This is a genomic window from Salinicola salarius (genome assembly GCF_002179555.1).
Taxonomy (GTDB): Bacteria; Pseudomonadota; Gammaproteobacteria; order Pseudomonadales; family Halomonadaceae; genus Salinicola; species Salinicola salarius_A.
On record NZ_NHOU01000036.1, the window covers coordinates 1 to 24,421 of the forward strand.

Annotated in this window: 30 protein-coding genes; 16 read left to right on the forward strand and 14 right to left on the reverse strand. The window is 62.1% G+C overall.

Annotated features, from left to right (window positions below):
- Positions 1 to 360 precede the first annotated feature (360 nt).
- Positions 361 to 1,050: a glutathione S-transferase family protein gene (locus CCD76_RS16825; RefSeq protein ID WP_087720575.1), complete on the forward strand. Its 690-nt coding sequence runs from the start codon at positions 361 to 363 to the stop codon at positions 1,048 to 1,050.
- On the opposite strand, the gene CCD76_RS16830 is transcribed toward CCD76_RS16825, so the two are convergent.
- From CCD76_RS16830 to CCD76_RS16840, 3 genes are all read right to left on the reverse strand, one after another.
- Entirely contained in the window at positions 1,038 to 1,562 is a 525-nt protein-coding gene (locus CCD76_RS16830) for a YgjV family protein (RefSeq protein ID WP_087720576.1), read from the reverse strand. The two genes, CCD76_RS16825 and CCD76_RS16830, sit on opposite strands and share 13 nt — an antisense overlap.
- Positions 1,563 to 1,797: 235 nt before the next feature.
- On the reverse strand, positions 1,798 to 2,202 hold the full coding sequence (locus tag CCD76_RS16835) for a VOC family protein (protein ID WP_087720577.1): 405 nt from the start codon (positions 2,200 to 2,202) through the stop codon (positions 1,798 to 1,800).
- A 49-nt stretch (positions 2,203 to 2,251) separates the two neighbouring features.
- Positions 2,252 to 2,992: an SDR family NAD(P)-dependent oxidoreductase gene (locus CCD76_RS16840; protein WP_087720578.1), complete on the reverse strand. Its 741-nt coding sequence runs from the start codon at positions 2,990 to 2,992 to the stop codon at positions 2,252 to 2,254.
- 168 nt (positions 2,993 to 3,160) lie between these two features.
- On the opposite strand from CCD76_RS16840, the gene CCD76_RS16845 reads away from it, so the two are divergent.
- The gene (locus tag CCD76_RS16845; protein ID WP_087720579.1) at positions 3,161 to 3,784 is read left to right on the forward strand and encodes a TetR/AcrR family transcriptional regulator; all 624 of its coding nucleotides are present in this window, start codon (positions 3,161 to 3,163) and stop codon (positions 3,782 to 3,784) included.
- Here the strand turns inward: CCD76_RS16845 and CCD76_RS16850 are convergent.
- Both CCD76_RS16850 and CCD76_RS16855 read right to left on the reverse strand, forming a co-directional pair.
- Positions 3,771 to 4,748 carry a saccharopine dehydrogenase family protein gene (locus CCD76_RS16850; RefSeq protein WP_087720580.1) on the reverse strand — a complete coding sequence of 326 codons (978 nt, stop codon included), beginning with the start codon at positions 4,746 to 4,748 and terminating at the stop codon, positions 3,771 to 3,773. The two genes, CCD76_RS16845 and CCD76_RS16850, sit on opposite strands and share 14 nt — an antisense overlap.
- Entirely contained in the window at positions 4,745 to 5,146 is a 402-nt protein-coding gene (locus CCD76_RS16855) for a VOC family protein (RefSeq protein WP_087720581.1), read from the reverse strand. The genes CCD76_RS16850 and CCD76_RS16855 overlap by 4 nt, the downstream gene beginning before the upstream one ends.
- 208 nt (positions 5,147 to 5,354) lie before the next feature.
- On the opposite strand from CCD76_RS16855, the gene CCD76_RS16860 reads away from it, so the two are divergent.
- Both CCD76_RS16860 and CCD76_RS16865 read left to right on the forward strand, forming a co-directional pair.
- On the forward strand, positions 5,355 to 6,260 hold the full coding sequence (locus tag CCD76_RS16860) for an AraC family transcriptional regulator (protein ID WP_179208954.1): 906 nt from the start codon (positions 5,355 to 5,357) through the stop codon (positions 6,258 to 6,260).
- A 163-nt stretch (positions 6,261 to 6,423) separates the two neighbouring features.
- Positions 6,424 to 7,149 carry a dienelactone hydrolase family protein gene (locus CCD76_RS16865; protein ID WP_087720582.1) on the forward strand — a complete coding sequence of 242 codons (726 nt, stop codon included), beginning with the start codon at positions 6,424 to 6,426 and terminating at the stop codon, positions 7,147 to 7,149.
- Between the two features lie 72 nt (positions 7,150 to 7,221).
- Here the strand turns inward: CCD76_RS16865 and CCD76_RS16870 are convergent, their stop codons facing one another.
- Positions 7,222 to 8,175, reverse strand: coding sequence for a TIGR03571 family LLM class oxidoreductase (locus CCD76_RS16870; protein WP_087720583.1), 954 nt, complete (start codon positions 8,173 to 8,175; stop codon positions 7,222 to 7,224).
- A gap of 210 nt (positions 8,176 to 8,385) precedes the next feature.
- On the opposite strand from CCD76_RS16870, the gene CCD76_RS16875 reads away from it, so the two are divergent.
- Positions 8,386 to 8,634, forward strand: coding sequence for a GlsB/YeaQ/YmgE family stress response membrane protein (locus tag CCD76_RS16875; protein ID WP_087720584.1), 249 nt, complete (start codon positions 8,386 to 8,388; stop codon positions 8,632 to 8,634).
- 139 nt (positions 8,635 to 8,773) lie between these two features.
- Positions 8,774 to 9,394: a flavin reductase family protein gene (locus CCD76_RS16880; RefSeq protein ID WP_087720585.1), complete on the forward strand. Its 621-nt coding sequence runs from the start codon at positions 8,774 to 8,776 to the stop codon at positions 9,392 to 9,394.
- Between the two features lie 9 nt (positions 9,395 to 9,403).
- Here CCD76_RS16880 and CCD76_RS16885 read toward each other — a convergent pair whose 3' ends face one another.
- A complete protein-coding gene (locus tag CCD76_RS16885) occupies positions 9,404 to 9,613 on the reverse strand; it encodes a hypothetical protein (RefSeq protein ID WP_143543310.1) in 210 nt (69 codons plus the stop codon).
- Positions 9,614 to 9,815: 202 nt separating this feature from the next.
- Here CCD76_RS16885 and CCD76_RS16890 point away from each other — a divergent pair, with 202 nt between their 5' ends.
- The 3 genes from CCD76_RS16890 (at position 9,816) to CCD76_RS16900 (ending at position 13,492) form a co-directional block, all read left to right on the forward strand.
- Positions 9,816 to 11,378 (forward strand): bifunctional GNAT family N-acetyltransferase/carbon-nitrogen hydrolase family protein, encoded by a 1,563-nt coding sequence (locus CCD76_RS16890; protein ID WP_087720587.1) that lies wholly within the window; start codon positions 9,816 to 9,818, stop codon positions 11,376 to 11,378.
- Positions 11,379 to 11,385: 7 nt separating this feature from the next.
- Positions 11,386 to 12,258, forward strand: a complete 873-nt coding sequence (locus tag CCD76_RS16895; RefSeq protein ID WP_087720588.1) for a M90 family metallopeptidase — start codon at positions 11,386 to 11,388, stop codon at positions 12,256 to 12,258.
- A 316-nt stretch (positions 12,259 to 12,574) separates the two neighbouring features.
- Positions 12,575 to 13,492, forward strand: a complete 918-nt coding sequence (locus CCD76_RS16900) for a restriction endonuclease (RefSeq protein WP_087720589.1) — start codon at positions 12,575 to 12,577, stop codon at positions 13,490 to 13,492.
- Here the strand turns inward: CCD76_RS16900 and CCD76_RS16905 are convergent.
- The 3 genes from CCD76_RS16905 to CCD76_RS16915 all read right to left on the reverse strand — a co-directional run bounded on the left by CCD76_RS16905 (position 13,489) and on the right by CCD76_RS16915 (position 14,345).
- Positions 13,489 to 13,650, reverse strand: coding sequence for a hypothetical protein (locus CCD76_RS16905; RefSeq protein ID WP_373419428.1), 162 nt, complete (start codon positions 13,648 to 13,650; stop codon positions 13,489 to 13,491). The genes CCD76_RS16900 and CCD76_RS16905 overlap by 4 nt on opposite strands.
- Positions 13,651 to 13,793: 143 nt before the next feature.
- Positions 13,794 to 14,108, reverse strand: coding sequence for a hypothetical protein (locus CCD76_RS16910; protein ID WP_087720590.1), 315 nt, complete (start codon positions 14,106 to 14,108; stop codon positions 13,794 to 13,796).
- On the reverse strand, positions 14,109 to 14,345 hold the full coding sequence (locus tag CCD76_RS16915) for an addiction module protein (protein ID WP_087720591.1): 237 nt from the start codon (positions 14,343 to 14,345) through the stop codon (positions 14,109 to 14,111).
- Between the two features lie 334 nt (positions 14,346 to 14,679).
- On the opposite strand from CCD76_RS16915, the gene CCD76_RS16920 reads away from it, so the two are divergent.
- The 3 genes from CCD76_RS16920 (at position 14,680) to CCD76_RS16930 (ending at position 17,422) form a co-directional block, all read left to right on the forward strand.
- On the forward strand, positions 14,680 to 14,922 hold the full coding sequence (locus CCD76_RS16920) for a helix-turn-helix domain-containing protein (RefSeq protein WP_087720592.1): 243 nt from the start codon (positions 14,680 to 14,682) through the stop codon (positions 14,920 to 14,922).
- Positions 14,919 to 16,211, forward strand: coding sequence for a type II toxin-antitoxin system HipA family toxin (locus CCD76_RS16925; RefSeq protein WP_087720593.1), 1,293 nt, complete (start codon positions 14,919 to 14,921; stop codon positions 16,209 to 16,211). Before CCD76_RS16920 ends, CCD76_RS16925 begins: the two co-directional genes overlap by 4 nt.
- Positions 16,212 to 16,555: 344 nt before the next feature.
- The gene (locus tag CCD76_RS16930) at positions 16,556 to 17,422 is read left to right on the forward strand and encodes a sirohydrochlorin chelatase (RefSeq protein ID WP_087720594.1); all 867 of its coding nucleotides are present in this window, start codon (positions 16,556 to 16,558) and stop codon (positions 17,420 to 17,422) included.
- Between the two features lie 38 nt (positions 17,423 to 17,460).
- Here the strand turns inward: CCD76_RS16930 and CCD76_RS16935 are convergent, their stop codons facing one another.
- Complete coding sequence (locus CCD76_RS16935) at positions 17,461 to 17,805, reverse strand: hypothetical protein (RefSeq protein WP_087720602.1); 345 nt, start codon at positions 17,803 to 17,805, stop codon at positions 17,461 to 17,463.
- Between the two features lie 7 nt (positions 17,806 to 17,812).
- On the reverse strand, positions 17,813 to 18,109 hold the full coding sequence (locus CCD76_RS16940; RefSeq protein WP_087720595.1) for a YciI family protein: 297 nt from the start codon (positions 18,107 to 18,109) through the stop codon (positions 17,813 to 17,815).
- A gap of 230 nt (positions 18,110 to 18,339) precedes the next feature.
- Here CCD76_RS16940 and CCD76_RS16945 point away from each other — a divergent pair, with 230 nt between their 5' ends.
- Both CCD76_RS16945 and ltaE read left to right on the forward strand, forming a co-directional pair.
- Entirely contained in the window at positions 18,340 to 18,915 is a 576-nt protein-coding gene (locus CCD76_RS16945; RefSeq protein WP_087720596.1) for a hemerythrin domain-containing protein, read from the forward strand.
- A 245-nt stretch (positions 18,916 to 19,160) separates the two neighbouring features.
- Complete coding sequence (gene ltaE / locus CCD76_RS16950; protein WP_087720597.1) at positions 19,161 to 20,171, forward strand: low-specificity L-threonine aldolase; 1,011 nt, start codon at positions 19,161 to 19,163, stop codon at positions 20,169 to 20,171.
- A gap of 9 nt (positions 20,172 to 20,180) precedes the next feature.
- Here ltaE and CCD76_RS16955 read toward each other — a convergent pair whose 3' ends face one another.
- Together CCD76_RS16955 and CCD76_RS16960 are read right to left on the reverse strand one after the other, a co-directional pair.
- Positions 20,181 to 20,627, reverse strand: a complete 447-nt coding sequence (locus tag CCD76_RS16955; protein ID WP_087720598.1) for a hypothetical protein — start codon at positions 20,625 to 20,627, stop codon at positions 20,181 to 20,183.
- A 127-nt stretch (positions 20,628 to 20,754) separates the two neighbouring features.
- On the reverse strand, positions 20,755 to 21,630 hold the full coding sequence (locus CCD76_RS16960) for a LysR substrate-binding domain-containing protein (RefSeq protein ID WP_087720599.1): 876 nt from the start codon (positions 21,628 to 21,630) through the stop codon (positions 20,755 to 20,757).
- 237 nt (positions 21,631 to 21,867) lie between these two features.
- Between CCD76_RS16960 and CCD76_RS16965 the strand changes: the two genes are divergently transcribed.
- A complete protein-coding gene (locus tag CCD76_RS16965; protein WP_256961352.1) occupies positions 21,868 to 23,091 on the forward strand; it encodes a TauD/TfdA family dioxygenase in 1,224 nt (407 codons plus the stop codon).
- A gap of 153 nt (positions 23,092 to 23,244) precedes the next feature.
- Complete coding sequence (locus tag CCD76_RS16970; RefSeq protein WP_373419429.1) at positions 23,245 to 24,204, forward strand: ABC transporter substrate-binding protein; 960 nt, start codon at positions 23,245 to 23,247, stop codon at positions 24,202 to 24,204.
- Positions 24,205 to 24,421 lie beyond the last annotated feature (217 nt).

Here is a 24,421-nt window from a genome sequence, read left to right on the forward strand (position 1 = left end):
ATCAGGCAGCGTGACCTGAATAGTTACAAAAGAAAAAGCACGCTCTGAAGAGCAATCGGTTCGGAAAACGCTGAATAAATCGGCGAGCAGGATGAAGCGCAAGGCGCACGGAGCAAAGGAACCGGAGCCTATGCGTTATAGGTGAGGATTCCACGCACCGCGCAACGCAGCGATTCGCCTGCGCAGACATTTATGCAATGTTTTCCCTAAAGCTTAGCCGGTTACCCGTAGAGTGTTAGGGCAGGGCCAACGAATCAAAAAGTCCGATCGGCAATGTCCTTATTCGATCGAGTACTCAGGGCTTTGCGTACCAAGTCCGAAATCGCATACTCGGGCTTTCCCCCGACAGCGGAGGCTGCCATGACCTATCGACTTTTCATCGCCAACAAGAACTACTCTTCCTGGTCGATGCGGCCCTGGGTGCTGCTGCGTGCGCTGGAAATTCCGTTCGAAGAGGTACTGACGCCGTTCGAGGGCGCCGGCCAGCAACAGGCGTTCACGCACTTTTCGCCCACCGCCAAGGTTCCCTGCCTGCATGATGGCGATCAGGTGGTGTGGGATTCGCTGGCGATTCTGGAATACGTCGCCGAGGACCATCCGGCTGTCTGGCCTGCCGATCGGGCCGCCCGCAGCTGGGCACGCTGCGCCAGCGCCGAAATGCATTCCGGGTTTGCCGCGCTGCGCGACGAGTGTTCGATGAACTGCTCGCTGGTCATCGACCTGGACACCCCGAGCGAGTCGCTAGAGAAGGAGCTGATTCGGCTCGATGCCCTGTGGCAGGAAGGGCTGGAGACTTTCGGCGGCCCCTGGCTCGCGGGCGACGCTTTCACCGCTGTGGATGCCATGTTCGCTCCGGTCGCGGTACGCCTTCGCGGCTACGGCATCGAACTCGGCACGGCCGCCATGGCCTACGCCGAACGCCTGCTCGCGCATCCGGCAGTCGCGGAATGGATCGAACAGGGCATCGCCGAGCCGTGGATCGACGAACCCCACGAGATCGACTGCATTCGTGACCGGCGCGTGCTTGCCGATCGCCGTCAGCCAGCCTGAAGCCGCCGCTTCGCCCGCTGGATGCGCCACATGGTGAGCAGGTTGGTGCCCAGCGCGATGAGCTCGGCAATGATGCCGCCGACCGAGCCGATCAACAGGTTGTTGATCAACCAGGCAACGGCGGCGGCGGCCAGCAGAATCCGCATGGGGATGCCATGGAGCATGAACATGCCGATGGTGCCGAATACGCCCGCCGCCAGTGGCCACAGATCGGCAGCCTGGCCCGCCGTCGCCAGCGCAACGACGACGTTGACCGCCAGCACGCACAGCATGACGCTCCAGCGCTCCTTGAAGCGCCGCGCCAGCAGGATGCGGGCGATGACCAGCAGCGAGATCCCGGCCGCCGTCCACTGCCCGAAGAGCGCGAAGTGGGCGGCGAACGCGATATTGGCGAAGATCAGATAGACCAGCAGCCGGTCGTCCTGGCGGCTGGCGAAAGCGATCATGATGAAGCCGAGAGCGACGAGCCCGACCAGTTGGGCGGCGATCCAGGTCATGTTGTAGGCGTCCATGCAGCTCCCAATGTCTGAGCAGGATTGGCTTGTAAGCTCTCCAGCTTAGACGTTTCGGACCGCGACCGAAGCATCAGCATCAAAAGGGCAAGGCAACGTAAAGTCCGTGGCCGACATCTGACTACCTGCCAGATGATCGGATACGATCATCAACGCTGCACGCGCCAATGAAGGATATGTCTATTTCATCGCGGCGGTTGCACGGCCTGCCTGGGCACGGAAAGCTCTCCTACCGTCATGGGCGATTGATAGAGTCCTGGCACACCACTTCCACATTAATGCCGTCGGGGTCCAGCACGTACGCCGCATAGTAGTGCTCGTGGTAGTGCGTTCGGACGCCAGGCGGTCCGTTGTCGGTACCACCAGCCCCCAGCGCAGCCTGGTGAAAGGCATCGACGATGGCACGGTTCCGTGTCGCGAAGGCAATGTGCGTGCCGGCGCCCGGGGGTTCGTTGTCATGGATCCAGAGACTGGGATAGCCGTCCCTGCCGAAACCGTGGCGTGTGCCCCCGGTGCGGGTGCGCTCGGGCCCGACCGTGATGACCCGGACGATATCCAGCGGCGCGAGGGCCAGTTCGTAAAACCGTCGCGACACCTCAGCGTCGCGCACGGCAAATTCGATGTGGTCGAGAATGGTCATGGTTGCACGCTTCAGCTCAAGTGGTATGGATGAACGGCTCGAAGGCTGATCACACCTGGGACGCGCCACCATCGGCGAACAGCTCGACGCCGTTGATGTAACTCGAGGCATCACTTGCCAGGAACGCCACGGCCTTGCCGATCTCCTGCGCCTCGCCTATCCGTCCCAGCGTGCTTTTTTCACTGAACGCTTGAATGATCTGCTCCGCGTCATCGGCCAGCATGCTTCGCAGAGATTGCGTATCGACAGGGCCAGGGCTGAGTAGATTGATCCGAATGCCGGAACCCTTGATGTCCAGAATCCAGCTTCTGACCATGGCACGCAGAGCGGCCTTGGTGGCGCCGTAGACACTCAGGCCGGGACCGGGATTCATCGAGGCAGTGGAGCCGATGATGACGATGCTGGCCCCTTGGGGCATCAGAGGCAACGCCCCCTGAACGGTAAACGTCACCCCTTTCACGTTGGTACTGAAAATCCGATCGAAGCTTGCTTCGGTGATCTCACCCAGTGGCGCGATCTCCCCCATCCCGGCGTTGGCAACCAGGACATCGATACGGCCATGAAGCGACTCGATACGGCTGAAGAGCCCTGCCAGATCGGTGGCGTTCGACACATCGGCCGTCATGGCGACCGCCTTGTCACCCAGGCCGGCCAGGGCCTGGTCCAGTTGCTCCTGTCGGCGCCCGGTAATGACCACGCGAGCGCCCTGTTCAACGAACTCCCGCGCAATCGCGAGCCCCAAACCAGATGACCCACCGGTGACCAGCACGACCTTATCTTCGAGTGACATGAGATTTACCTGAGCAAGGAAAGCGTTATGGGAAAGCCTATGTAGTGAACACTACATACAACGTGCACGTCACGCACTATATTTATCGATTACTATATAAATATGGCAGCGCCTTTGTCTCCGGGTATAGCGGCCGCTACACTCCCTCCCTCACCCAGCGAGGCCATCATGAATACGAAGACCCGACAACGCCGCCCGGCTTTCGATCGCGAAGCAGGAGTCGCCATTGCCCAGGCGCTGTTTCACGAGCGGGGCTATGACGCGGTCAGCCTTGCTGATCTGACCCAAGCCATGGACATCAAGCCGCCCAGTTTTTACGCCGCTTACGGCAGCAAGGCAGCGCTGTTCGAACGGGCAATGCTGCGCTATGCACAGGAAAACGCCCTACCGCTGGACGAGTTACTGGCCCCAGACCGCCCCCCTGCCGAAGCGCTTCCCGCCCTGCTGCTCGCTGCCGCCGAACAGTATGGACAAGACAGCATGCTGCGCGGCTGCATGATTACGGAGGGCTTGCGAGCGGATGACCGGGTCGCCCGTCAGATGGCCGAGAACCTCGCCACCAGCGGACTCCAGGCGATTCGGGCTTACCTCGATCAGGTTCGCCCGCAAGACGCGCAGACGCTGGCCGACTATGTTGTCGTCACCTTGCGCGGACTCTCGGCCTCGGCTTGCAACGGCATGCCCTACGAGCGCCTGACGGAAGTCGCCCGGACCGCCGGGCGATTCATCGCGCGTGAACTGGAAGTGGAGTCCGAGGAGTCCACAGCGGCTTCGGTCTCTAGCAATCCGTGATCGTCGTCCCTTCGATCGTCTCGGCGAACCCGCCACCGAATAGCCGCGCCGGGGTTTCGAAACCGGGTCGACGCTCCCCTTCGAGTACCCGGCGTGCGGCCTCCACCGCAGCCAGCGGTGTGTAGGAGTAGCCGTTGACGGTTTCGATCATCGATCGGGCCACCGTGCCATCGGCTCCCGTCACCTCGGCTATGGCGCGGGCGCGATGGGCATCGCGTTGTTCCGCCGTCGGGCCATCAGGCAGCAGCGATAAATCGCCTTCGGGGAACGCCTCTCCACTGACATGCACGAACATGGCGATATCGGGGATTCCGGTGGAATACCAACCGGTGACCAGATCGCCGAACGACAGCGGCGAGCACGGCACCGGCCCCTCACCGAAATCGAAGTGGCGTGGCTGCGCATCGGGGGTCGGAACGAGATGGCCGTCGACCCTCGCCATCAGGCCCGCGCCGATGATCTCGCTGACGCTCATGGCGGAGCCCCGCGACATGGAACCGGGAACCTGAAGCGCCACCCTCAGCGACCGCGGCTCCTGCACACGCTGCGCGACGTGCACTGTCAGGCAATCGGTCGGCACCACGTCCCAGCCCACGCCGGGGAGCAGCATGACGCCGGCCTCGGCCGCTTTGGCGCCCAGCCGTTCCGCCAGCCGGTAGACGTTGATCTCGGCGGTGATGTCCAGGTAATCGACGCCGGCCTCGAGGCACGCCCGCATCAGTGGCTCCGCCGTTTGCGCGAAAGGGCCTGCGAAGTTCAGCAGCACATCGATACCGGCCAGGGACTGCGCTGCATCGGCATCGGCCTCAAATACCCGAAAGGGAACCGCCAACGCCTCGGCGAGAGAGGCCAGCGTTTGCCGATTGCGCCCAGCGATCTCGAAATCGAGCCCCAACGTTTTGGCATGCGCTGCCACCATGCGGCCGGTATAGCCGGTCGCGCCGTAGATCAGGAGTGTTTTCATCGGGCGTGCTGCCAGTTCTTATAGACGAATTCGAGACTGTAGCCGTCGGGGTCCAGAACGTTGGCGGCGTAGTAGTCGGGGTCGTAATGCAGCCGCGCTCCAGGCGCGCCGTTGTCGACAGCGCCGCTCGCCATGGCCGCGGCGTAGGCCGCTTCGACCTCCGCCTTGCTGCTCGCCACGAAACCGACGTGAACGGCTTTTCCTTCCACCACGCCCTCGCGTAGCCAGAAGAACATCCGGCCATTGGCACCGAAACCCTTGAGATCCGGGTGGCCCGGCGGGCCGTCTTTGCCGTCGTAATCGAGCCGCGCCGTGACCCCCAACGGGGCTAGCACGGCCTCGTAGAAACGAATCGAGCGTTCGATGTCGCTGACGGAAAGGAAGAGATGATCAAGCATGGAGTAGCCTCGCGATTTAGACGATGTCGCCAGCTACCACCGTAACCATTACCCTCATCGCGGGCTCAGCCGTTCCTGCCCGAAACCTGCCCGTTTCTGCTTTTTGCTTGCGCGGGCGCGCCCCCGGGATCAGCATATCTCTTCATAACCGCCCCAACCGCTTGCCATAACCGCCCAACCGCTCGCCATGAACGACCAGCCGCCTGCCATGAACGATCAACTGCTCGAGCTTCGCTCCCTGGCTGCCAAGGCCGAGAATCGCCGTACGGAGACGGGCATTCCGCGTGTGGCCATGGTCCAGGGCGAAATTCCGGAACACATGCTGGCCGCCGTCTACGAGCCGATGGTCAATCTGATCCTGCAGGGCAGCAAGACGATGACCGTCGGTGACCGCACGCTGCGCTATGACCCGGCCACCTATTTCGTGATGTCGATCGAGCTGCCGGCGGTGGGCACGGTGCATTCTGCGGCTTCGGGGGAGCCCTATCTCGCGTTGAGCCTGACGCTCGATCCCACCGTACTCTCGACGCTGCTGACCGACCTGCCCTCATCCACCGAACGCAACGAAAGCGACGCTGGCTTTTCGGTGGCTGCGGTCACGCCAGAATTGATGGGTGCGTGGCTACGCATGCTGCGATTGATGAACAAACCCGACGAAATCGCGGCCCTCGCACCGGTATACGAGCGGGAGATTCTCTACCGCGTGCTGCAAGGCCCCCACGGCTGGATGCTGCGCGACATCGCGGCGCCGGATACCGCCATGGCACGCGTCAGCCAGGCCATTCAATGGATTCGTCGGGACTTTGCCGAGCCGATCCGAGTGGAGGCGTTGGCGCAGAGAGCGGCGATGAGCGTGTCCGCGTTTCACCGTCACTTCAAGGCAGTGACCACGCTGAGCCCGTTGCAGTACCAGAAACGGGTTCGACTGCTCCAGGCGCGCACGCTCATGGTAGCCAGCGGCAGAAGCGTCACCAGCGCCGCCTTCGAGGTCGGCTATGAAAGCGCGACACAGTTCAGCCGAGATTACGCCCGGGTATTCGGGCTGCCTCCCGCCCGGGATAGCGCGAGGATTCTGGGGGAAACCAAGGGGCGCGGCCGATCGCCCGATCGCTGAAAGCCGCCTCGGCGCGCCGACGACCGGCGTGTGGCGCGGGTTTTACTGCCACCTGACGATTCGGGAAGCGCGGCACTCTCGTCTTTTCCATTGCCTGCTAAACTTCCCGTCTCGGGCTTCACCGTTTATCTCAAGTTCAGCCAACCGCCCACGAGGAGAGACCATGTCTCAGAGCGATTCCCAGACGAACATCAGGACCGAATGGATCGAGATCACCGCCGAGGACGGCAAGACGTTCAAGGCCTACCAGGCGCTGCCGCACAAGGGCAAAGGGCCCGGCATCCTGCTGATCCAGGAGATTTTCGGCGTCAACGGCCACATGCGTGGCGTCGCCGAACAGTATGCGATGGATGGCTATAGCGTCATCGTGCCCGACATGTTCTGGCGCGATGAGCCGGGCGTCGAACTCGGCTATGACGGCGACGACTGGAAAGCGGCGGTCGCCCACAAGAAGGCGCTCGATTATCCGACGGCGGTCAGCGACCTGCGTGCCGCGACCAAGGCGCTGCGGGCAAGCCCCGTCTGCGACGGCCCCATCGCTTCCGTGGGCTACTGCATGGGCGGCGTCTTTTCCTACCTCTGCGCCCTGGATGCCGGTGTCGACGCCGCGATCTGCTACTACGCCGGCGGCGTGACCGAATACCTGCCGCGCGCCAACGAGCTCAAGGTGCCCGTTCAGTTCCACTTCGGCGCCGAGGATGACCACATCCCGCTCGAGCAGGTCGAACAGACCCGCCAGGCCTTTGCCGGCAACAAGGATGTCGAAGTGCATCTCTACGGTGGAGCGGAACACGGCTTCAACTGCTGGGCACGGGCGAGCTACAACCAGCATGCTTCCGCGCTGGCGCACGGCCGTACGCTGACGTTCCTGGCCAGCCACTCCGAGTGAGGAACGAGTCGAGCTCGTGTCGGAACGGCTGAAACGTTTCGGCGCGAGTCTTGAACGGTCAGGGTTGATGAATCAGGGCCGATGAAAATGCGGCAGGACGTGGGCGGCCAGCTCTTCGATGATGGCATCGGCTGGCCGCTCCTCGAGACGCAGATTCAGGGAAACGTGATGAACGCCCATCTCTCTGAGCGCCTCGAGCACGTCGATGAGGGCATCACGGCCGGCACGATAGCCCAGGTCGATGGGCGTCGCCGGGGCCCCCGGATCGGCGGCAAGATCAAGGCGCATCGCCTCGCCGAAGCCGCGGAACTCGCCGGGTACGCTCTGTTCGACGGCGGCCCGCCACATGCGATAACGATCGCGCTGCTGCGCCTGCTCGCGGTGATAGGTCATCCAGCCGATCGCGTGGCGGGCAATCCAGTTGACGCTCTGCCCTCCCGAACCGACCGCCAGCAGCGGCACGGGCTCCGGAGGTAGCGGCCGCAACTGGAAATCCGGCGAATCCGTGTCATGCCGATCCGGCACGACCTCCTGCGGCGTACCCAACGCCTTTGCTACCACCTGCCAGTGATCCGCAAACAGGCGCCGCCGCTCGGCGACGTTCTGACCAAAGGCGGCAAATTCGGGCGGCCGGTCGCCGGACCCCAGCCCGAGGATGAAACGACCTTCCGAGAGCGTGGCGACCGATGCCGCCGCCTTGGCGATATGCAGCGGGTGGCGCAGGGTGAGCACGATGGCGCCGCTGATCAGCGCGATCTGCCGCGTTTCCGCTGCCAGAGCGCCCAGCCAGCTCCAAGGATCCAGATGGCCTACCGGATCGGGATAGTCGCGGCTGTTGAGCGGCACGTCCCGAATCCACAGAGCGCGAAACCCGCCCCTGTCGGCGAGTGTCGCCAGACGCCGCTGCTCGGTAACATCGACCACTTCCTGACCGCCTGGCATCAGCGGCAGCGTCAATCCGATCGACAGCCGATTCGGTGCCAACACGCGCCCAACGATCGCCTGTTCGGCTCCGCCAGCAGACATGACCCCTCCTTGAACATTCGACCAATACATCGGGATGCGTTGTCCGGGCCGCGTCACGAATCATGACGCCCGGAAACAAGGCGCAAGGCACGATGATAGCGCCGATCCGCGCTTGTCGTATTCCTGATCTGCGACTAGTGTCCAAAGGGCATGCAGGAAGGCATGCACTTGTTGTGAAAGTTCAGCATGAACCAAACAGGGACAGACGCCATGGGAATTATTGCGTGGATCATCTTCGGCCTGATCGCTGGCGCCATCGCCAAGATGGTCATGCCAGGCAAGGATCCGGGTGGCTTCATCGTCACCATCATCATCGGGGTTCTCGGGGCCGTCGTCGGCGGCTGGATCGGGACCGCGCTAGGGTTTGGTGACGTATCCGGCTTCAATATCGGCAGTTTCCTGATCGCCGTCCTCGGTGCGATCGTGCTGCTGATCATCTATCGCGTCGTGCGCAAGTAGCGCTATCACCGATTGCCCCGGCCCGGCGGCCCGTCCGCCGAGCCGGAGGCCCGCTTCTCTTCTCTTTTCAGTCGATATACCCTTCGCCAGTCCGCAGGACATTCTTTCGCTTCCGACACTCCCTCCAGGATCAACCGGCATGCCGAGCAACGCGCATTTCTATGAACCGAGTCGCGGTCACGAGCTACCGCATAACCCTTTCAAGGCGATCGTCGGGCCGCGGCCGATCGGCTGGATCTCCTCGCGGGATCGCGAAGGCCGACTGAATCTGGCGCCCTACAGTTTCTTCAACGCTTTTGCCGACACGCCGCCCATCATTGGCTTCTCAAGCTCAGGCTATAAGGACAGCGTGCGCAACATCGAGGCGACCGGCGAGTTCTGCTGGCAGCTGTCGACGCGGGCGCTCGCCGAGGCGATGAACCAGAGTTCGGCGTCGGTAGCGGCCGAGGTCGACGAGTTCGAACTGGCGGGTCTGACATCCCAGGCGTCACGCGTTGTCGGCGTTCCCCACGTCAAGGAAGCGCAGGTCGTGTTCGAGTGCCGGCGGACGCAGACCCTTCGGCTGCAATCGGCCGCGGGCGAGGAGATCGACAACTGGCTGGTGTTGGGCGAAGTCGTCGGTGTGCATATCGACTCGGCGCTGCTCGAGGACGGCATCTACCAGACCGCCGCCGCCCGGCCGATTCTGCGTGGCGGCGGCCCGGCCGACTACTTCGAAATCAGCCCGGACCAGAACTTCAAGATGTCCCGCCCCGGCTGAAGCGCGCCGCTAGATCCGGTTTGAAGGCTCGTAGAAGCGCCAGGTATTGCGCCTTGCCCGCTTGGCCGCATACATCGCCATGTCGGAGAACTGCACTGCCTGCCCGAAGCCGCTGAACCTCTGCCGTTCGTCTTCGGTCAATGGCCGGCCTCGGCCGCCCAGCCTATCGCCGCCATGGCCAACGCCAGACAGACCGGCAGTAATCGTTTCATTCAGCATCTCCGACGGCCACGCTGACAACCTCGTCGTCGCATAGAAAGTTAGGAGCATCGAGCATTGCCGGCTGATTGCCCGTTTTCCTGAAGGGCCGATTAGCACCTGTCCCGCGGCCCGATTCCTCGTCAGCCAGAGAGCGACGGTCGCGTCGTGTTAGACTTTGTCTCTATCTCCCTCCTATTTTTCTCATGGAGTCCGGCGCTCAATGTCTCTGGAAGAACTGCACCTCAACCTGCGCAACCTCACCCCCGAGGACTACCCCCAGCTCAAACGGCTGATGGATGCCGTCTACGACGACATCGGCGGTGCCTGGTCGAAGCTGACGATCGACAAGCTGATCGGCGAGTTCGCCGACGGCCAGATCATCGTCGAGGACGACGGCAAGATCGTCGGCGTGGCGCTGACGGTGCTGGTCGACTACGACCACTTCTCCAACCCGCACAAGTACGACGAGCTGATCGGCCATCGCGAGATCATCCTCAACGATGCCAACGGCGACGCGCTCTACGGGCTCGACGTGCTGATCGATCCGGCCTATCGCGGCTACCGTCTCGGCCGGCGCCTCTACGAAGCGCGCAAGGATCTTTGCCGCTCGATGAACCTGCGCGCGATTCTCGCCGGCGGGCGGATCCCGAACTACCACCAGCATGCCGACGAGATGTCCCCCGCGGAGTACATCGATCGGGTGGCGCGCAAGGAGTTCTACGACCCGATCCTCTCGTTCCAGCTGGCCAACGACTTCCTGGTCAAGCGCCTGCTGACCAAGTATCTGCCCGAAGACGAGAAATCGATGGGCTACGCCACGCTGCTCGAGTGGAACAACATCCTCTACGAACCGGCCAGCCGGATCATCGAAACGCGCCGGACCCAGGTCCGCGTGGGCGCCGTGCAGTGGCAGATGCGGGAGTTCGACTCGGTGGAAACCGTACTCCAGCAGGTGGAGTTCTACGTCGATGCCATCTCCGACTACCAGAGCGATTTCGCCGTCTTCCCGGAGCTGTTCAACACCCCGCTGATGGGGCTGACCGACCAGACCGACCAGGTCGCCGCAATCCAGTTCCTGGCCGGGTTCACCGAGCGCTTCAAGACCGAAATCTCGCGCATGGCGGTCTCCTACAACATCAACATCGTCGCCGGTTCGATGGTCGAGCTGGGCGAGGACGGCAAGCTCTACAACGTCTCCTACCTGTGCCACCGCGACGGCGAGATCGACCGCCAGGCCAAGCTGCACATCACCCCGCAGGAGCGGCGTGACTGGGTGGTCGAAGGCGGCGACGAACTGCAGGTGTTCGAGACCGATGCCGGCCGCGTCGGCATCCTGATCTGCTACGACGTCGAATTCCCGGAACTGCCGCGCCTGCTCGCCGAGCAGGACATGGACATCCTGATCGTGCCGTTCTGGACCGACACCAAGAACAGCTACCTGCGCGTGCGCCACTGCGCCCAGGCCCGCGCCATCGAGAACGAATGCTACGTGGTCGTCTGCGGCAGCGTCGGCAACGTGCCTTCGATCGAGAACCTGGACATCCAGTACGCCCAGTCCTCGGTGTTCTCGCCGTCGGACTTCGCCTTCCCGCACGATGCCGTGCTGTCGGAGACCACGCCCAACACCGAAATGGTGATGTTCTCGGATCTCGACCTGACCAAGCTCAAGCTGGTGCGTTCCGAAGGCGCGGTGACCAACCTCAAGGACCGCCGTCTGGACCTGTTCGACCTGCGCCTGCGCGACTGGTCGTGGAAATCCGGGGCGCGTCAGGAAGAGAGCTGAGCGGGACATGAGCTTGTTGAAAGGCGGGGGGAAGAGCGGGTGGCAGGGCTGGTGGAAAGCCTGGCGGCAGGATCGGAAAGGCAACCGTCGCGACGCCCGGCAACGCTCGCGCCCCCCGTTCGACCCGGAGGCGTGGCGGCCGATCCGCCACGGCCTGCCGCTGCTGGCCGATCTCGACGACGCTGATGCCGAACGCCTCGGCCCGCGCGCCTGGCAACTGCTGCACGGCAAGCGCTGGGTCGCGGGTGACGGCGTCGAGCTCGATGATGCCGCCCTGCTCGCCATCGCTGCCCAGGTCGAACTGCTGACCCTCGGCTGGTCGGACCGCGACGCCAGCGCCGCCTTCGACAACGTCACCGAGATCATCCTGCTGCCGGACGCCTTCCATCGCCACGTCGAGGAGATGGACGACTTTGGCGTGATGCACGAATACGTCGACGAACGCGCCGGGGAAACCTCCTGGCGCGGCCCCGTGGTACTCGCGATTCCCGATGTCGCCGAGAGCGGCGACTACACCGGCTACAACGTCATCATTCACGAATTCGCCCATAAGCTCGATCTGGGTAACTCGCAGGATGTCGACGGCTTCCCGCCGCTTGCCGCCGCGAGCGACGTCACCTCCAAGGAGTGGCATCGCATCTTCACCGCGGTGTGGGACGACCTGCAGGCCCACCTCGCCCGCGACGAACCCACCCCCATCGACGACTACGCCGCCACCCACCCCGGCGAATGCTTCGCGGTGTGCTGCGAACTCTTCTTCAGCGCCCCGGATCAGTTGGCGGAGGTGTATCCGGAGCTGCTTGATCTGCTGAACCGCTACTTTCGTCAGGAGCCGTTGGTGAGATTTCAGCGGCGGAAAGATGAGGATGATGGCTCATAGAATCGACCCTCGTTGCCCTGTAGCCGCATATCGGCCCCGATGGCCAAAACACCTAAGCCAATCCTGACTAGAGAAATGGTCTCACAACGTTACTCGGGACAAATATTGTTTTACATTGGCAGGAATGATAGGTCGTTCAATATAATAGAGTTTGCAGCCGACGCGATGTTTGGTGTTATAGGATGGACTCAACTAAAAATTGGAAAAGTCATACAAATAAGGATGCTGCATAAAAATGTTGAATACGCATACTCGTTAAAAGAGTATAACGAGCCCGCCACCTAACAAATGTTATAGTTGAAAACGGGAGTACCACTTGGCCGTACCTGACTTTCAATCATTGATGTTGCCATTGCTAAAATTCTCCGCTGATGGCGAAGAGCATTCGATGCAGGAAGCCCGAGAAGGGCTGGCAGAAATCATGGGGCTCTCCCAAGAGGATCTTGAAAAAAGGCTGCCGAGCGGTCGGCAATCCACGTTCGCAAACCGTGTAGCTTGGGCAAAGGTTTATCTGACCCAGGCGGGAGTTTTGGAGTCTCCCAAGCGGGGTAAATTCCATATCTCTAATCGTGGCAGGCAGATCCTTATTGAAGCCCCTGATCGGATCAGTATCAAGTATTTAGAACAGTTCAAAGAGTTTCAAGAGTTTCGGCAGGCGAGCAGTAAAAATCGCACTCAAAAAGTGACCCACGTGGGCGACGACGATAATTCTTCTACCACGCCTGAGGAAACGCTTGAGCAAGCATATCAACAACTTCGCGACGAAGTAGCGAATGAGCTTCTTCATTTAATTAAAAATAATACGCCAGAGTTTTTCGAAAAACTCGTCATCTACCTCATTGTTTCGATGGGGTATGGCGGTTCCGTAAAAGAAGCAGGAAAAGCTACGCGAAAAACGGCAGATGAAGGAATTGATGGCATTATCAAAGAAGACCGTCTCGGGCTGGAGACAATATATCTTCAAGCTAAACGCTGGGAAGCGGTGGTTGGTCGGCCGGAGATTCAAAAATTTGTTGGTGCCCTTCATGGTCAGCGAGCTAAGAAAGGGGTGTTTATTACCACCAGCCGTTTCTCGAAAGAGGCGCTGGATTATGTCGGCCAGATTGATCCAAAGGTTGTTCTTCTAGATGGCGCTGACCTTGTACAACTGATGATTGATCATGGTGTAGGCGTGAGTTCTGCCGCAACATACGAAGTCAAGAAAGTGGATACTGATTTCTTCATTGAAGATTAATCGTGAAACTGCCAACCCCCGGCACGCTGCGCCGGGTCGGCGGGAAACCGCCCCAGTTCCACCGCGAGATCGAAGAAGCCTTGCGCGGGCAGCTCTTCCCCGCGGCGGCTGATGACCAGCGCGGCGATAAATTGCCAATTGCCGGTTCTGTTGGGCATCCTCGCGCATCAGGTTCTCCAGTGCTTGGGCGGTGCGCTGGGATGGTGCGCGTAAGGCTCACGTCGTGCCGCCATCACACGCGGCGCCCGTCCATGAAGCCGCTGAAGCGATTGATTCGCCGGGCGCGCAGTTCTCATACCTGTTAAGACCTACTGCGTCCCAGCCAATAGCCAGGTTTTCGGGAATGATGGGCAAAGGCGATAACGACGGTTTCTTCCGGCAACTCAATCGCGACAACGTCAAACGGGAAGCGCTCCAAGATCAGCCGCTTTGCACCAGTTTCGCCAGCTTTTTTCGGGAGAGGTGATAATGGAATGAAGTTTTCTTCAATAACGTCGATGGCAGCTTCAACGGCAACGAAAAACTCTGCTCCGAGTCCAGGTTGCTCGTATTCGTACCAAGCTGCAGCCTCTATCGCTTCCTGAGAGGCTTCTTCGAGTATTCTTACTGTTCGCACTTACTGGCCCAGTCTCGCCCGCATCTTGGTTCGGAATTCTTCGCGACTCAACATTGTGCCCTTGCCGCTTTTGGCCTTGGATGTACGGCGAACGATTTCCTCGTTCCAGGCTTGCTCAACGGAGTGGTCACGGGGCCCATCCAGGCTCATGATGAGTTCGCGAGCCAACGTCGCACGTTCCGACTCGGAGAGAGTCGAAATCTGGGAGCGTAGGTGATCCAGCGTTTCGGTAGTCATGACGCCTCCACGAGTAGCGATAAAGTTATGCTATGCCGTCTGAAAAGCCCTAACAAGGCCAGTCACGGAAACGGCATTGCGGTTTCGCATTGATGCCGCATTCGCACGTGCTCAGTGGCATTCCATTCACCTCGCCTGATCCTTCCGTTTAAGAGGCCACCTACTTTCCCGTTAGGGAAAATAAAAGCGCCATCAGCCCGCCTTTTGGTTATCTTTCCCTGTCGGGAAAATTCTGTGCGTTAGCTTACTGTTTTGCATAAATTATCCCTATTGGGAAAATTCGTCTATGCTGGCTTTTCATCGACCCGTTCTTCTTGCCGTGAAAGGCTCAAGCATGCCCTCACCCCATGCGGTTCCCATCCACAATGCCAAGACACTCGGGCAGTTGATTCGTCGTACGCGCAAGCAACAGGGATTGAATCTTGAAACCCTCGCGGGTCTTTGCGGGTTGAGCATCCGCTTTCTGAGCGAGCTGGAAAACGGCCGCGAGTCCTGCGGCTTGGGCCGCGTACTGATCGTGCTCGATACGCTGGGCATCGAGCTGTCCGCTAGCCCACCGGACGAGACCGAGTCATGACATTACCGGATTCGCTAAACGTATGGCGTGACACGCGGCGTGTAGGGACGTTGTGGCGTGGCGGTGATGGTCGACTGATGGGCTTCGAGTACGACGATGCTTGGCAACGAGGCGGGCACGCCATTTCACACAGCTTGCCACTGAGCCAGAAGGCTTGGCAGCCCGAGGATCTGTTGGCGCATCACTGGTTCGCGAATTTACTGCCTGAAGAGCAGGCCCGAGCGGCGCTGATCAAGCGCCTTGGCATTCCGGATGATGACTTCTCGCTACTGGCCGCCATCGGCGGTGACTGCGCCGGTGCGCTGACGATCCTCCCGATCGATCAAACGCCGCCGACAAGAGCCCCATCGTTCCCAACGGATGACGACTACCGCGAGTTGCCGCTTGATCGGCTCGCGCAATGGGCCGGTGCTCGTGAGCGGTATGCGCTGATGGGCGACGGCGACCCGGCCAGGCGCCCTCGTCTCTCGCTGGCCGGCGCGCAGGACAAGATTCCGTTGCGGCTGTGGGACGATACGCTCTACTTGCCTTCGGGCGTCGAGCCCTCTACCCATATTCTGAAATTCGCCGTCGAAGGGCGTGAGCAAGTCATCCTGAATGAGCTTTATCTGAACAACCTGGCGCGCTTGGGAGGGCTGGCCTGCCCGGCGACCACGATGGCTTATGCCGGCCGTCATCCTTACTTGATCGTCGAACGCTATGATCGTTTGGGTATTGAGAGCGCGCATGTCGAACGTGTCCATCAGGAGGATCTGTGTCAGGCCATGGGGCTGTCGCGCAACCAGAAATATCAGGCTTACGGTGGCCCGCGTTTCGGAGAGATCGTGCAAGCAGTCCGCGAAGCCTGCCGCCCCTCGGCGACTTCCATCCAGCAGCTGCTCCGCTGGCAGATATTCAATGTCCTGGTCGGCAACAGCGATGGCCACGCCAAGAACGTGTCCTTATTGCAGGACGCTCGTGGCCGTTGGCAGATCGCTCCAGTCTATGACCTCGTTGGTACCATCGTGCTCGGTTACGACCCGGATCTGGCCTTCTCGATCGGCGAGCAGTTCAATTCGATGCAGCTGCTACCGCGCGATTGGCAGGCTTTTGCCGAGGAGTGCCGTTTCAGTTATCCGTTCGTGAAGCGCCAGATTCAGGAAATGATTGCCACGCTCACCGATCTGGCCGATTCCTCCACGCTTCAGCAGCAGCTGCAGCAAGCGGGCCTCGAAGATAAAGGCTGGACGAGGTTGCAGCAGCAGCGTCAACACATCCAAAAGCAGTGCCGCCGCGCCGAGCGCTGGTAGTGCCTGTCAGCAAAATTCGGGATATCAACTCTTGCTTCCGACGCTTCACCTCGATGCGAGGTTTTACTTCTACGGTTTGTACGAAAAGTCGGCGAGCGAAGACAAGACAAGGCAAAAATCGGCGAAGACGGACCGGGCTGGCGCACCAGTTTACGGGGTGTAAATGAGCATCTCGAGCCGACTTTTAACGCCGTATTGCCGAGCGCAGACAGTTTCCGTACAAAGCTTAGGCGACTTGACCCGAACGCCGGCACGGTAGTGTGAGCGCCACCGTCAGCCACGCTGACAATCTATATTTCCGCCCGTCCGCACCAGCGTCCTGGCGCCGTGAAAGATAACGTCCCATGCGAAAGATACTGCTCGTCGACAACGGTTCCCTGCGCCCTCAGGCGACGCTCAATCTGCGTCGTCTTGCCGATGCCTTGAGTCAGGCCACGGGCGAGGCGGTCGAGGCCGCATCGCTGCTGCACTCCTTCAAGATTCCGCCCGAGGCGCTCGGCGGGCGCAAGGCCGCCACGGTGGGGCCACTGGCCGAGCGCTACGCAGCGGAGGGCGGCACGGAACTGATCATACTGCCCTTCTTCTTCGGCCCCAGTCAGGCATTGACCCGCTATCTGCCGGAGCGTCTGGCCGAGGTGCAGGCCAGCTATCCGCAGCTCTCGGTAAAGGTCGCCCCGCCGCTGGTCGACACGCTGCTGGCGCCGGACTTGCGCCTGGCGCAACTGCTGGCAGACAACGTGCGCGAGCGCATGACCGACCTATCGCGACCGAAGGTCGTGCTGGTCGATCACGGCAGCCCGATTCCGGAGGTCACGGGGGTGCGCAACTATCTCGCCGGGCAACTGAGCGCGCTGCTGGCCGATGAGGTCGACTGCGTCACTTTCGCTTCCATGGAGCGCCGTGACGGCGACGCCTACCGCTTCAACGAGCCGCTGCTGGAGACGTTGCTGGCCTCGCCGGCCCTGGCCGAAGGTGATGTGATCCTGTCCATGCTGTTTCTTTCCCCGGGCCGTCACGCCGGAGAAGATGGCGACATTGCCGAGATCTGCGCGCAGGCGATGTCTCGCGCCCCAGGCCTTAACGTCGTGACGACCCGGCTGGTGGGCGAGAACGACGCCATCCTGGAACTCCTCGCCACTCGCCTACGGCAAGCGCTGGCCGGTGGGCCACTGTTGACAGAACTGCCGGCGATCGGCGCCAAGGAGGCATGACCCGCGCTTCGGCTTGGGTCGGCATTTGACCTCAAAGGCTAATTCATCGCCGCCAGCACCCGCTCGAACTCCTGCCGCCAGGCCTCGGCATGCTTTGCCGGATCGGCGGGAAATCGCCCCAGTTCCACCGCGAGATCGAAGAAGCCTTGCGCGGGCAGCCCTTCCCCACGCCGGCTGACGACCAGCGCAGCGATGAAGGGTCGGTCGTGCTCGGCATCCTCGCGCATCAGGTTCTCAAGTGCCTGAGCCACGCGCTGAATGGTGCGCGGTGGTTGCAGCGCCAACGCCTCGGCGAGTTGCTGGTAGGTCAGCGGCAGGGTTTCGCGAGGCACTGTCTCGAGGTAGTGGCGAACCTGCGCGGTCAATGAGGAGTTTTCTGCCATGCTGCCCTCAGGCATCGGGATCGAAGAGCTTCACTTCGCGAATGTCGACTCGCTCCCAGACCCGGCCGGTCATGTAGGGCTCGGTTTCGAGCCAGGCGTCGAGATCGGCGCGGTCGTCGAAACGAAAATGCGTGTTGGAACCGATCATCTTGCCGTCATCGTTCAGGATCGCCCCGCCACTGAGAAACTTCCCCTGCCTGACGAGCTCACGAACCCCTGCCAGATGCGCTTCGCGATGGGCCAGCCGGCGCTCGAGCGCGTCGTCGTCCGTGTAGTCGTAAGCCACTACGGCGTACTGTTTCATGCGGTGCTCCTGTCGTTTCGTGGTTCATCGAAGACGACTCGCATCATGCGTCAGCCCGCCTGAAGAGACAATCCGCCTCCCGATTGCACGGTCAGCGCCCGGCAATGGGGTTGCCACCGCTTGGACCGGATATCGGAACGTGACTATCTTGAGAACTGAGGTCGAAAATCGAGGTGGAAAATCGGGCTTCGAATCGGCGCTCAGGAAGAAAATCCCAAGGAGGGAATATAATGACGACCGATAACGTGACTAGACCGAATGAGGATGTCGTCGACATCCTGACGACCGATCACCGAGAGATGACGGAGCTGCTGGCCCGGGCTACGCAGACTCAAGATGTCGAGCAACGCCGGGATCTGGTCGAAACGGCGATCGCGGAAGTGATGCGTCATGCCGTTGCCGAAGAGATGTACGTCTACCCGGTGATGGAAAAGGATCTGCCGGGCGGCAAGGAAGAGGTCGAGCATGACAAGCAGGAACATGACGAGATCGTGCAGGTGATGAAGAAGCTGGAAGAGGCCGATGCTGCCGATCCGGCGTTCATGGAGCTGGTGCAGGAACTGGACAAGCAACTGCGTCACCACGCCGATGACGAGGAGTCCGACCAGTTTCCCAAACTGCGCGCTCATCTCTCCAGTGAACAACTCGTGGAAATGGGCGACAAGGTGCAAAAGGCCAAGCAGTTGGCGCCGACTCGCCCTCACCCCAGCGCACCGCACTCCGAGCTGTTTCATAAAAGTGTCGGGCCAGGCGTCGGCATGATCGACCGGCTCCGTGACAAGCTCACGGGACGCCACACCGGCTAGACTCGCCGCCCGCAAATCGCGACCTTGCTACTGCCCCGGACCATGCCGATCCGGGGCTTTTGTAGTCATATCTTGTCGTTACGGATGGTATTCGACCCCTATTCGAAGCTCGGTGGGCGAGTCGTTCGCGTCGTTTCTTGCCGTGCCATGCCGTGCTGGGTCGAGCCGATACCAGCGCGGGAACACGGCCGTCGGCTGTACAATCCTTCTCGACCCCGTTCAACGACATGAAGAGGCCACATTCCATGATCGATCTCCGCAGCGATACCGTCACCCGCCCGAGCAAAACGATGCGTCAGGTGATGTTCGATGCGCCAGTGGGCGACGACGTGTGGGGCGACGATCCCAGCGTGGCGCATCTGGAAACCTATATCGCCGAGCGCACCGGCAAGGCGGCGGCGCTGTTCTTCCCTTCCGGCACGCAGAGCAACCTGGTGGCGCTGTTGAGCCACTGCCAGCGCGGCGACGAGTACATCGTCGGCCAGCAGGCGCACACCTATCGCATGGAAGGCGGCGGCGCGGCGGTACTGGGCGGGATTCAGCCGCAGCCGATCGAGAATGAGGCGGATGGCACGCTGCCGCTGGCTAAGATCGAGTCGGCAGTGAAACCGATCGACCCGCACTTCGCCCGCACGCGCCTGCTGACGCTGGAAAATACTTTCCACGGCCAGGTGCTGGATGCCGATTATGTCGAAGCGGCCACTGCGCTGGCGCGGCGTCATGGCCTGGCGACCCATCTGGATGGCGCACGGATCGGCAACGCTGCGGCCGCTACCGGGGCCAGCCTGGAGGCGCTCTGCAGCCCGTTCGATACGATCTCGATCTGCTGCTCGAAGGGGCTGGGCGCACCGGCCGGTTCGGTGCTGGTGGGGCCGGCGGCGTTCATCGAGACGGCACGGCGCTGGCGCAAGGTGGTCGGCGGCGGCATGCGCCAGGTCGGCATGCTGGCAGCGGCGTGCGAATACGCGCTGGAGCATCATCTGGCACCGCTCGCCGAGGATCACGCCAAGGCCGAGCGGCTGGCTGCGGGGCTAGCCGGTATCGACGGCGTCACGGTGACGGCGCAGGCGACCAACATGGTGTTCGTCGAGTTCACTCGTCCGGCGTTCGATCCGGCTCGGCTGCACGCCTGGCTGAAGGAACGCGACATTCTGGTCGGTGCGCTCTACGCGCCGCGCTTCGTGACCCATCGCGATGTGTCGATGGACGACATCGATCGCGTCGTCGCCGCTTTCGACGAGTACTTCACCGCCTGACCGCCCGGCTCAGTCGAGCCGGGTGGACGAGGAATCGTTCGGCCGGGTCGGCGTCGAGGAAGCGCCCGGGTTCGGTGCCGCGTTCGGCGCCGCCTGGGGGCCGCCGTCGCCGGCGGGCGCATTCGGATCGCAGGTACGGCGGGCGGTGGAAATGGTCGAACCGCCATCGTTGCCCCGGCAGATCGAACCACCGCCGCTGGGCAGCCGCTCGCGGGTTTCCCGTGGGTAGATCAGGTTGGGGCTGACATTGATGTCCATGTGCCTGGGCACGTAGTCGGCACGGCCATCGCGGTCGTTGTCCGGCAGTCTCACGCGGTGGCCGGTCTGGGGATCGACCACCGTGACGCCATCGGCAACGGCGGGCGCGCTGCCCAGCGCCGTGCCGGCAATCGCCAGCGCGAGACAAGTGACGGCCAGTGTGCGGCGACGGCTGACGGGCATGATAGAGATGCGCATGATCCACCTCCGGGTGGGTATCTCACCTACGGGAATGCTGCCTGCGCCCGGCGTCAGCCGGGCATGACGTTCCATGGACATATTCCATGGACATAGTGTAGCGCTCGCCGCGGGATACGTGATGCGTTCAGGGTGCGGATTCGCGGGTCCGAGAGAGCCACTCCCACAGCGCGGCGGCTGCCGGGCGCAACTGGCGGCGGCTGGGCCGGACCAGCCAGAACGCTTCGTCCGTCGCCATGTCGAGCTCAAACGGCGCGACCAGATCGCGGCTGGCTTCGAGCAGGCGGCGATGGGAAAGCGCGACGCCGCCGCCGTAGGAGGCCAGCGCCAGCGTCGTCACGTGGGTGTCGCAGATCATCGCCTGGCAGCGATGCTCGAGCCCAGCGACGCCCGCCTCGGCCAGCCAGCGCGGCCAGCCGGCAGCGAACCCCGCGGCATGCAGCAGCGTCCTGCCCGCCAGATCTTCCGGCGTATGCAGTTCCGCCGCCAGCGCGGCGGAGCAGACCGGCAACAGCCGCTCTTCCCCCAGGCATTCCGCGGTAACGTCGTTCCACTCGCCGTCTCCGTAGCGAATCTCCAGATCGGCCCCTTCCGCCCCGAAGTCGTCCGCCCAGATCGCGCTGACCAGCCGCAGGGTGATCTCTGGGTGCATCTGCTGGAATCGCATCAATCTCGGCGCCAGCCAGGTCTGCTGCATTGCCGGCGTCGCCCGCAGCGTCACCGGCGCGCCGGGGCTGGGACCGAAGACTTCCGACGTGCCTTCGGCCAGGCGGGTGAACGCGCCCTGAACGCTGGGCAACCAGGCCTGCCCTGCCGGCGTCAGCGCCAGGCTGCGCGGATAGCGCACGAACAGCGACTGGCCGACGCGATCTTCCAGCAGCCGGATGCGCTGGCTGATCGCCGACTGGGTGACGCCGAGTTCTCGGCCGGCCTCGGTGAAGCTCAGCGTTCTCGCCGCCGCTTCGAACGCCTGCAGCCACAATACCGGGGGGAGTTCGGACATGGTTTACGTCGACGCCCTCTTCAGAATGAATCTCGTCAGAATGGATCTCGGATCTGGTGGTCCGTACGTCTAGCGGTGGTTCGTAAGTCTAATAGCCAAAGTCGGCCATTAGCTCAGCTTGGCCTTTGCGGTCAGATTAATCGTTTGTCATGTCTCGGCGCAATCCGCATCCTTGTGACACTCATCTACACACGCTGTTAACAAAGATGGCGCTGTCAGCCATCGAGGAAGTGCCTTTTGTCATCCGGAAACGCCTTTAACGAGACCCATGCCCATCGCGGTGATCAACCCATCGACATGGCCGAACTGCGCCGCTACCGCCCGGGCGCCGGCGCGCCGGCCGCCGAGCTCGAGAGCGCCGTCGAGCAGGCGCGTCGAGTGACGCTGACCTGGTCGGATGGTCGGTCCGGCCAGTTTCCGCTGATGTGGCTGCGCGATCACTGCGCCTGTGACCAGTGCCGCCACCCGATGACGCGCGAACGCCTCTACAAGCTGCTCGACGACCCGCTGTGGGAGCGCTTCGAGGCAGACGAGGCGCTGGCGTCCTTCGAGTTCGATGCACGCTCCCTGACGCTGATCTGGCAGGACGGCCACGTATCGCGCTTCGATGCCGGCTGGCTCTATCAGCGCTGCCCCGGCGAGGAGCTGGCGACGCTGCTGCCCACCCCGACGCCGTGGCGTGAAGGCTTCGCCCCCGAGCACGTCGAACATGCCGATTTCGTCGGCGGCAGCGAGGGCCGCAGCCGCTGGGTCAGCGCCCTGCTGCGCGACGGCCTGGTCATGCTCGACCAGGGCCCGTGCGAGCGGGAAGAGGTCTCGCGCATCGCCGAGAGCATCGGCCCGATGCGTTCGACCAACTTCGGTGGCCGGTTCGACGTGCGCTCGGTCCCCAACCCCAACAACGCGGCCTACACGGCGATCGGGCTCGAGCTGCACACCGACCTGCCCAACTGGCGGCAACCGCCGGACATCCAGTTGCTCTACTGCCTCGAGAACGATGCAGAGGGCGGCGAATCCAGCTTTGCCGATGGCTTCGCGGCCGCCGAGACCCTGCGCGCCGAGAACCCGGATGCTTTCCGGGTGCTGTCCGAGACGCCCATCGACTTCCGTTTCCAGGACGACGGCCACGATATCGCCGTGCGCGAGCCGGTCATCGATCTCGATGCCGAAGGCCGTCCCCGCGAGATCCGCTTCAACAACTGGATTCGCGACACGCTGAGCCTGCCACTGGATCGGATCGAGGCCTGGTACGACGCCTACCGCGCCTTCTGGCAGATTCTGCGCCGCCCGGAGGGACGCGTGGAGCTGACGCTGGCGCCCGGCCAGATGGTCGCCTTCGACAACCGCCGCGTGCTGCACGGCCGCAACGCCTTCGACCCTAACACCGGCAAGCGCCATCTCCAGGGTACCTATCTCGATCTGGACATGTTGCAATCACATCTACGAGTGCTGTCGCGGTGAACCGACGCGCGGCACGACGTTGATACGAGCCGCCCGAAGTCGTGAACTTCATGACCGGGCGGCTTTTCTGCGTGTATCCCGGTGCATTTCCGCCAGGCTATCCGCCTTTGTGGAACGGGATACGCCAATTGAGGGAACGACAGGAGACAACAAATGAAAAGACCGATGACGATTTCCGCCCTGACGCTGACCACCGGCTTGATCGCAGGAACCGGTTTCGCCCTGATGGGCACGAGCGCCGCGATGGCAGCGGACCAGCAGGTCAACTTCGGCGTGCCGTCCTGGCCCGGCATCACGGTGAAGACCGAGATCGCCCGGCAACTGCTGGCGCCGCTGGGTTATGAGGGCAAGACGCAGGACATCGGCCTGCAGGTGATCTATCAGGGGCTCGATACCGGCGATGTGGATGTCTTCCTGGGTGCCTGGCTGCCGGCGCAGAACCCGATGCTGGAGCCGCTGGAAGCCGACGGCAGCATTACCCGCCTGGCGACCAACGTGACCGGCGCGCAGATGACGCTGGCCGTGCCGGACTACGTCTACGAGAGCGGCATCACCTCCTTCGCCGATCTCGATGCGCATCGCGACGAGTTCCAGGGAGAGATCTACGGCTTCGGCGCCGGTTCCGCCGCGAGCGAAATCCTCAACGAGGCGATCGATAAAGACGCCTGGGGGCTGGGCGACTGGACGCTGGTCGACACCAGCACCGTCGGCATGCTGAGCGCCGCCAAGAGCCACATCGCCAACGAAGAGCCCATCGTCTGGGTCGGCTGGACGCCGCACTGGATGAACCTCGAGTTACCCATGGAGTACCTCAGCGACTCCAAGAACCTGTTCGGCGAAGGCAACGGCGCCAGCGACGTGCGCACGTTGATGGCGAGCGACTATGCCGAGGCGAACCCGAACCTGGTGACCTTCTTCGATCAGTTCTCGTTCACCGCCGAAGAGCAGAGCTGGATGATCCAGCAGTACGGCCAGGAAGAGAAGCCGATGGAAGAGGTCGCCAAGACCTGGATCGAAGATCATCCCGAGCGCGTGGAAAAGATGATGGAAGGCGTGAAGACCCAGGGCGGCGATCCCGCATGGCCCGAAGTCGAGAAGTCTTTCTCCTTCTGAAGTCGAGAAGACTGGCTCCTTCAGAATCCAGGCGCCGGCATCGAGACGCGAGACGGCGCTAGCAAAAAACCGTTACAAATTCATGCCGATTTTTTTGCCGTCTCTCGGAACTAACGGAACACCCGGCACTCTGAGTAGGTGTTCCCTTGAATGATCCCTTACTTGCCCACCATCCCCTGGTGGGCATTTTTTTGGTTCATCGCAGACTAGCGTGAAA

Bases quoted from the DNA above. Each gene is read 5' to 3' on its own strand.
- CCD76_RS16865 (WP_087720582.1), top strand. From the start codon at position 6,424: ATGTCTCAGAGCGATTCCCAGACGAACATCAGGACCGAATGGATCGAG.
- CCD76_RS16850 (WP_087720580.1), bottom strand. From the start codon at position 4,748: ATGAAAACACTCCTGATCTACGGCGCGACCGGCTATACCGGCCGCATG.
- CCD76_RS16920 (WP_087720592.1), top strand. From the start codon at position 14,680: ATGCCCTCACCCCATGCGGTTCCCATCCACAATGCCAAGACACTCGGG.
- CCD76_RS16915 (WP_087720591.1), bottom strand. From the start codon at position 14,345: ATGACTACCGAAACGCTGGATCACCTACGCTCCCAGATTTCGACTCTC.
- CCD76_RS16885 (WP_143543310.1), bottom strand. From the start codon at position 9,613: ATGCTGAATGAAACGATTACTGCCGGTCTGTCTGGCGTTGGCCATGGC.
- CCD76_RS16825 (WP_087720575.1), top strand. From the start codon at position 361: ATGACCTATCGACTTTTCATCGCCAACAAGAACTACTCTTCCTGGTCG.
- CCD76_RS16875 (WP_087720584.1), top strand. From the start codon at position 8,386: ATGGGAATTATTGCGTGGATCATCTTCGGCCTGATCGCTGGCGCCATC.
- ltaE (WP_087720597.1), top strand. From the start codon at position 19,161: ATGATCGATCTCCGCAGCGATACCGTCACCCGCCCGAGCAAAACGATG.
- CCD76_RS16935 (WP_087720602.1), bottom strand. From the start codon at position 17,805: ATGGCAGAAAACTCCTCATTGACCGCGCAGGTTCGCCACTACCTCGAG.
- CCD76_RS16845 (WP_087720579.1), top strand. From the start codon at position 3,161: ATGAATACGAAGACCCGACAACGCCGCCCGGCTTTCGATCGCGAAGCA.
- CCD76_RS16925 (WP_087720593.1), top strand. From the start codon at position 14,919: ATGACATTACCGGATTCGCTAAACGTATGGCGTGACACGCGGCGTGTA.
- CCD76_RS16895 (WP_087720588.1), top strand. From the start codon at position 11,386: ATGAGCTTGTTGAAAGGCGGGGGGAAGAGCGGGTGGCAGGGCTGGTGG.
- CCD76_RS16970 (WP_373419429.1), top strand. From the start codon at position 23,245: ATGAAAAGACCGATGACGATTTCCGCCCTGACGCTGACCACCGGCTTG.
- CCD76_RS16905 (WP_373419428.1), bottom strand. From the start codon at position 13,650: ATGCCCAACAGAACCGGCAATTGGCAATTTATCGCCGCGCTGGTCATC.
- CCD76_RS16835 (WP_087720577.1), bottom strand. From the start codon at position 2,202: ATGACCATTCTCGACCACATCGAATTTGCCGTGCGCGACGCTGAGGTG.
- CCD76_RS16855 (WP_087720581.1), bottom strand. From the start codon at position 5,146: ATGCTTGATCATCTCTTCCTTTCCGTCAGCGACATCGAACGCTCGATT.
- CCD76_RS16940 (WP_087720595.1), bottom strand. From the start codon at position 18,109: ATGAAACAGTACGCCGTAGTGGCTTACGACTACACGGACGACGACGCG.
- CCD76_RS16955 (WP_087720598.1), bottom strand. From the start codon at position 20,627: ATGCGCATCTCTATCATGCCCGTCAGCCGTCGCCGCACACTGGCCGTC.
- CCD76_RS16860 (WP_179208954.1), top strand. From the start codon at position 5,355: ATGAACGATCAACTGCTCGAGCTTCGCTCCCTGGCTGCCAAGGCCGAG.
- CCD76_RS16870 (WP_087720583.1), bottom strand. From the start codon at position 8,175: ATGTCTGCTGGCGGAGCCGAACAGGCGATCGTTGGGCGCGTGTTGGCA.
- CCD76_RS16880 (WP_087720585.1), top strand. From the start codon at position 8,774: ATGCCGAGCAACGCGCATTTCTATGAACCGAGTCGCGGTCACGAGCTA.
- CCD76_RS16830 (WP_087720576.1), bottom strand. From the start codon at position 1,562: ATGGACGCCTACAACATGACCTGGATCGCCGCCCAACTGGTCGGGCTC.
- CCD76_RS16930 (WP_087720594.1), top strand. From the start codon at position 16,556: ATGCGAAAGATACTGCTCGTCGACAACGGTTCCCTGCGCCCTCAGGCG.
- CCD76_RS16960 (WP_087720599.1), bottom strand. From the start codon at position 21,630: ATGTCCGAACTCCCCCCGGTATTGTGGCTGCAGGCGTTCGAAGCGGCG.
- CCD76_RS16945 (WP_087720596.1), top strand. From the start codon at position 18,340: ATGACGACCGATAACGTGACTAGACCGAATGAGGATGTCGTCGACATC.
- CCD76_RS16840 (WP_087720578.1), bottom strand. From the start codon at position 2,992: ATGTCACTCGAAGATAAGGTCGTGCTGGTCACCGGTGGGTCATCTGGT.
- CCD76_RS16890 (WP_087720587.1), top strand. From the start codon at position 9,816: ATGTCTCTGGAAGAACTGCACCTCAACCTGCGCAACCTCACCCCCGAG.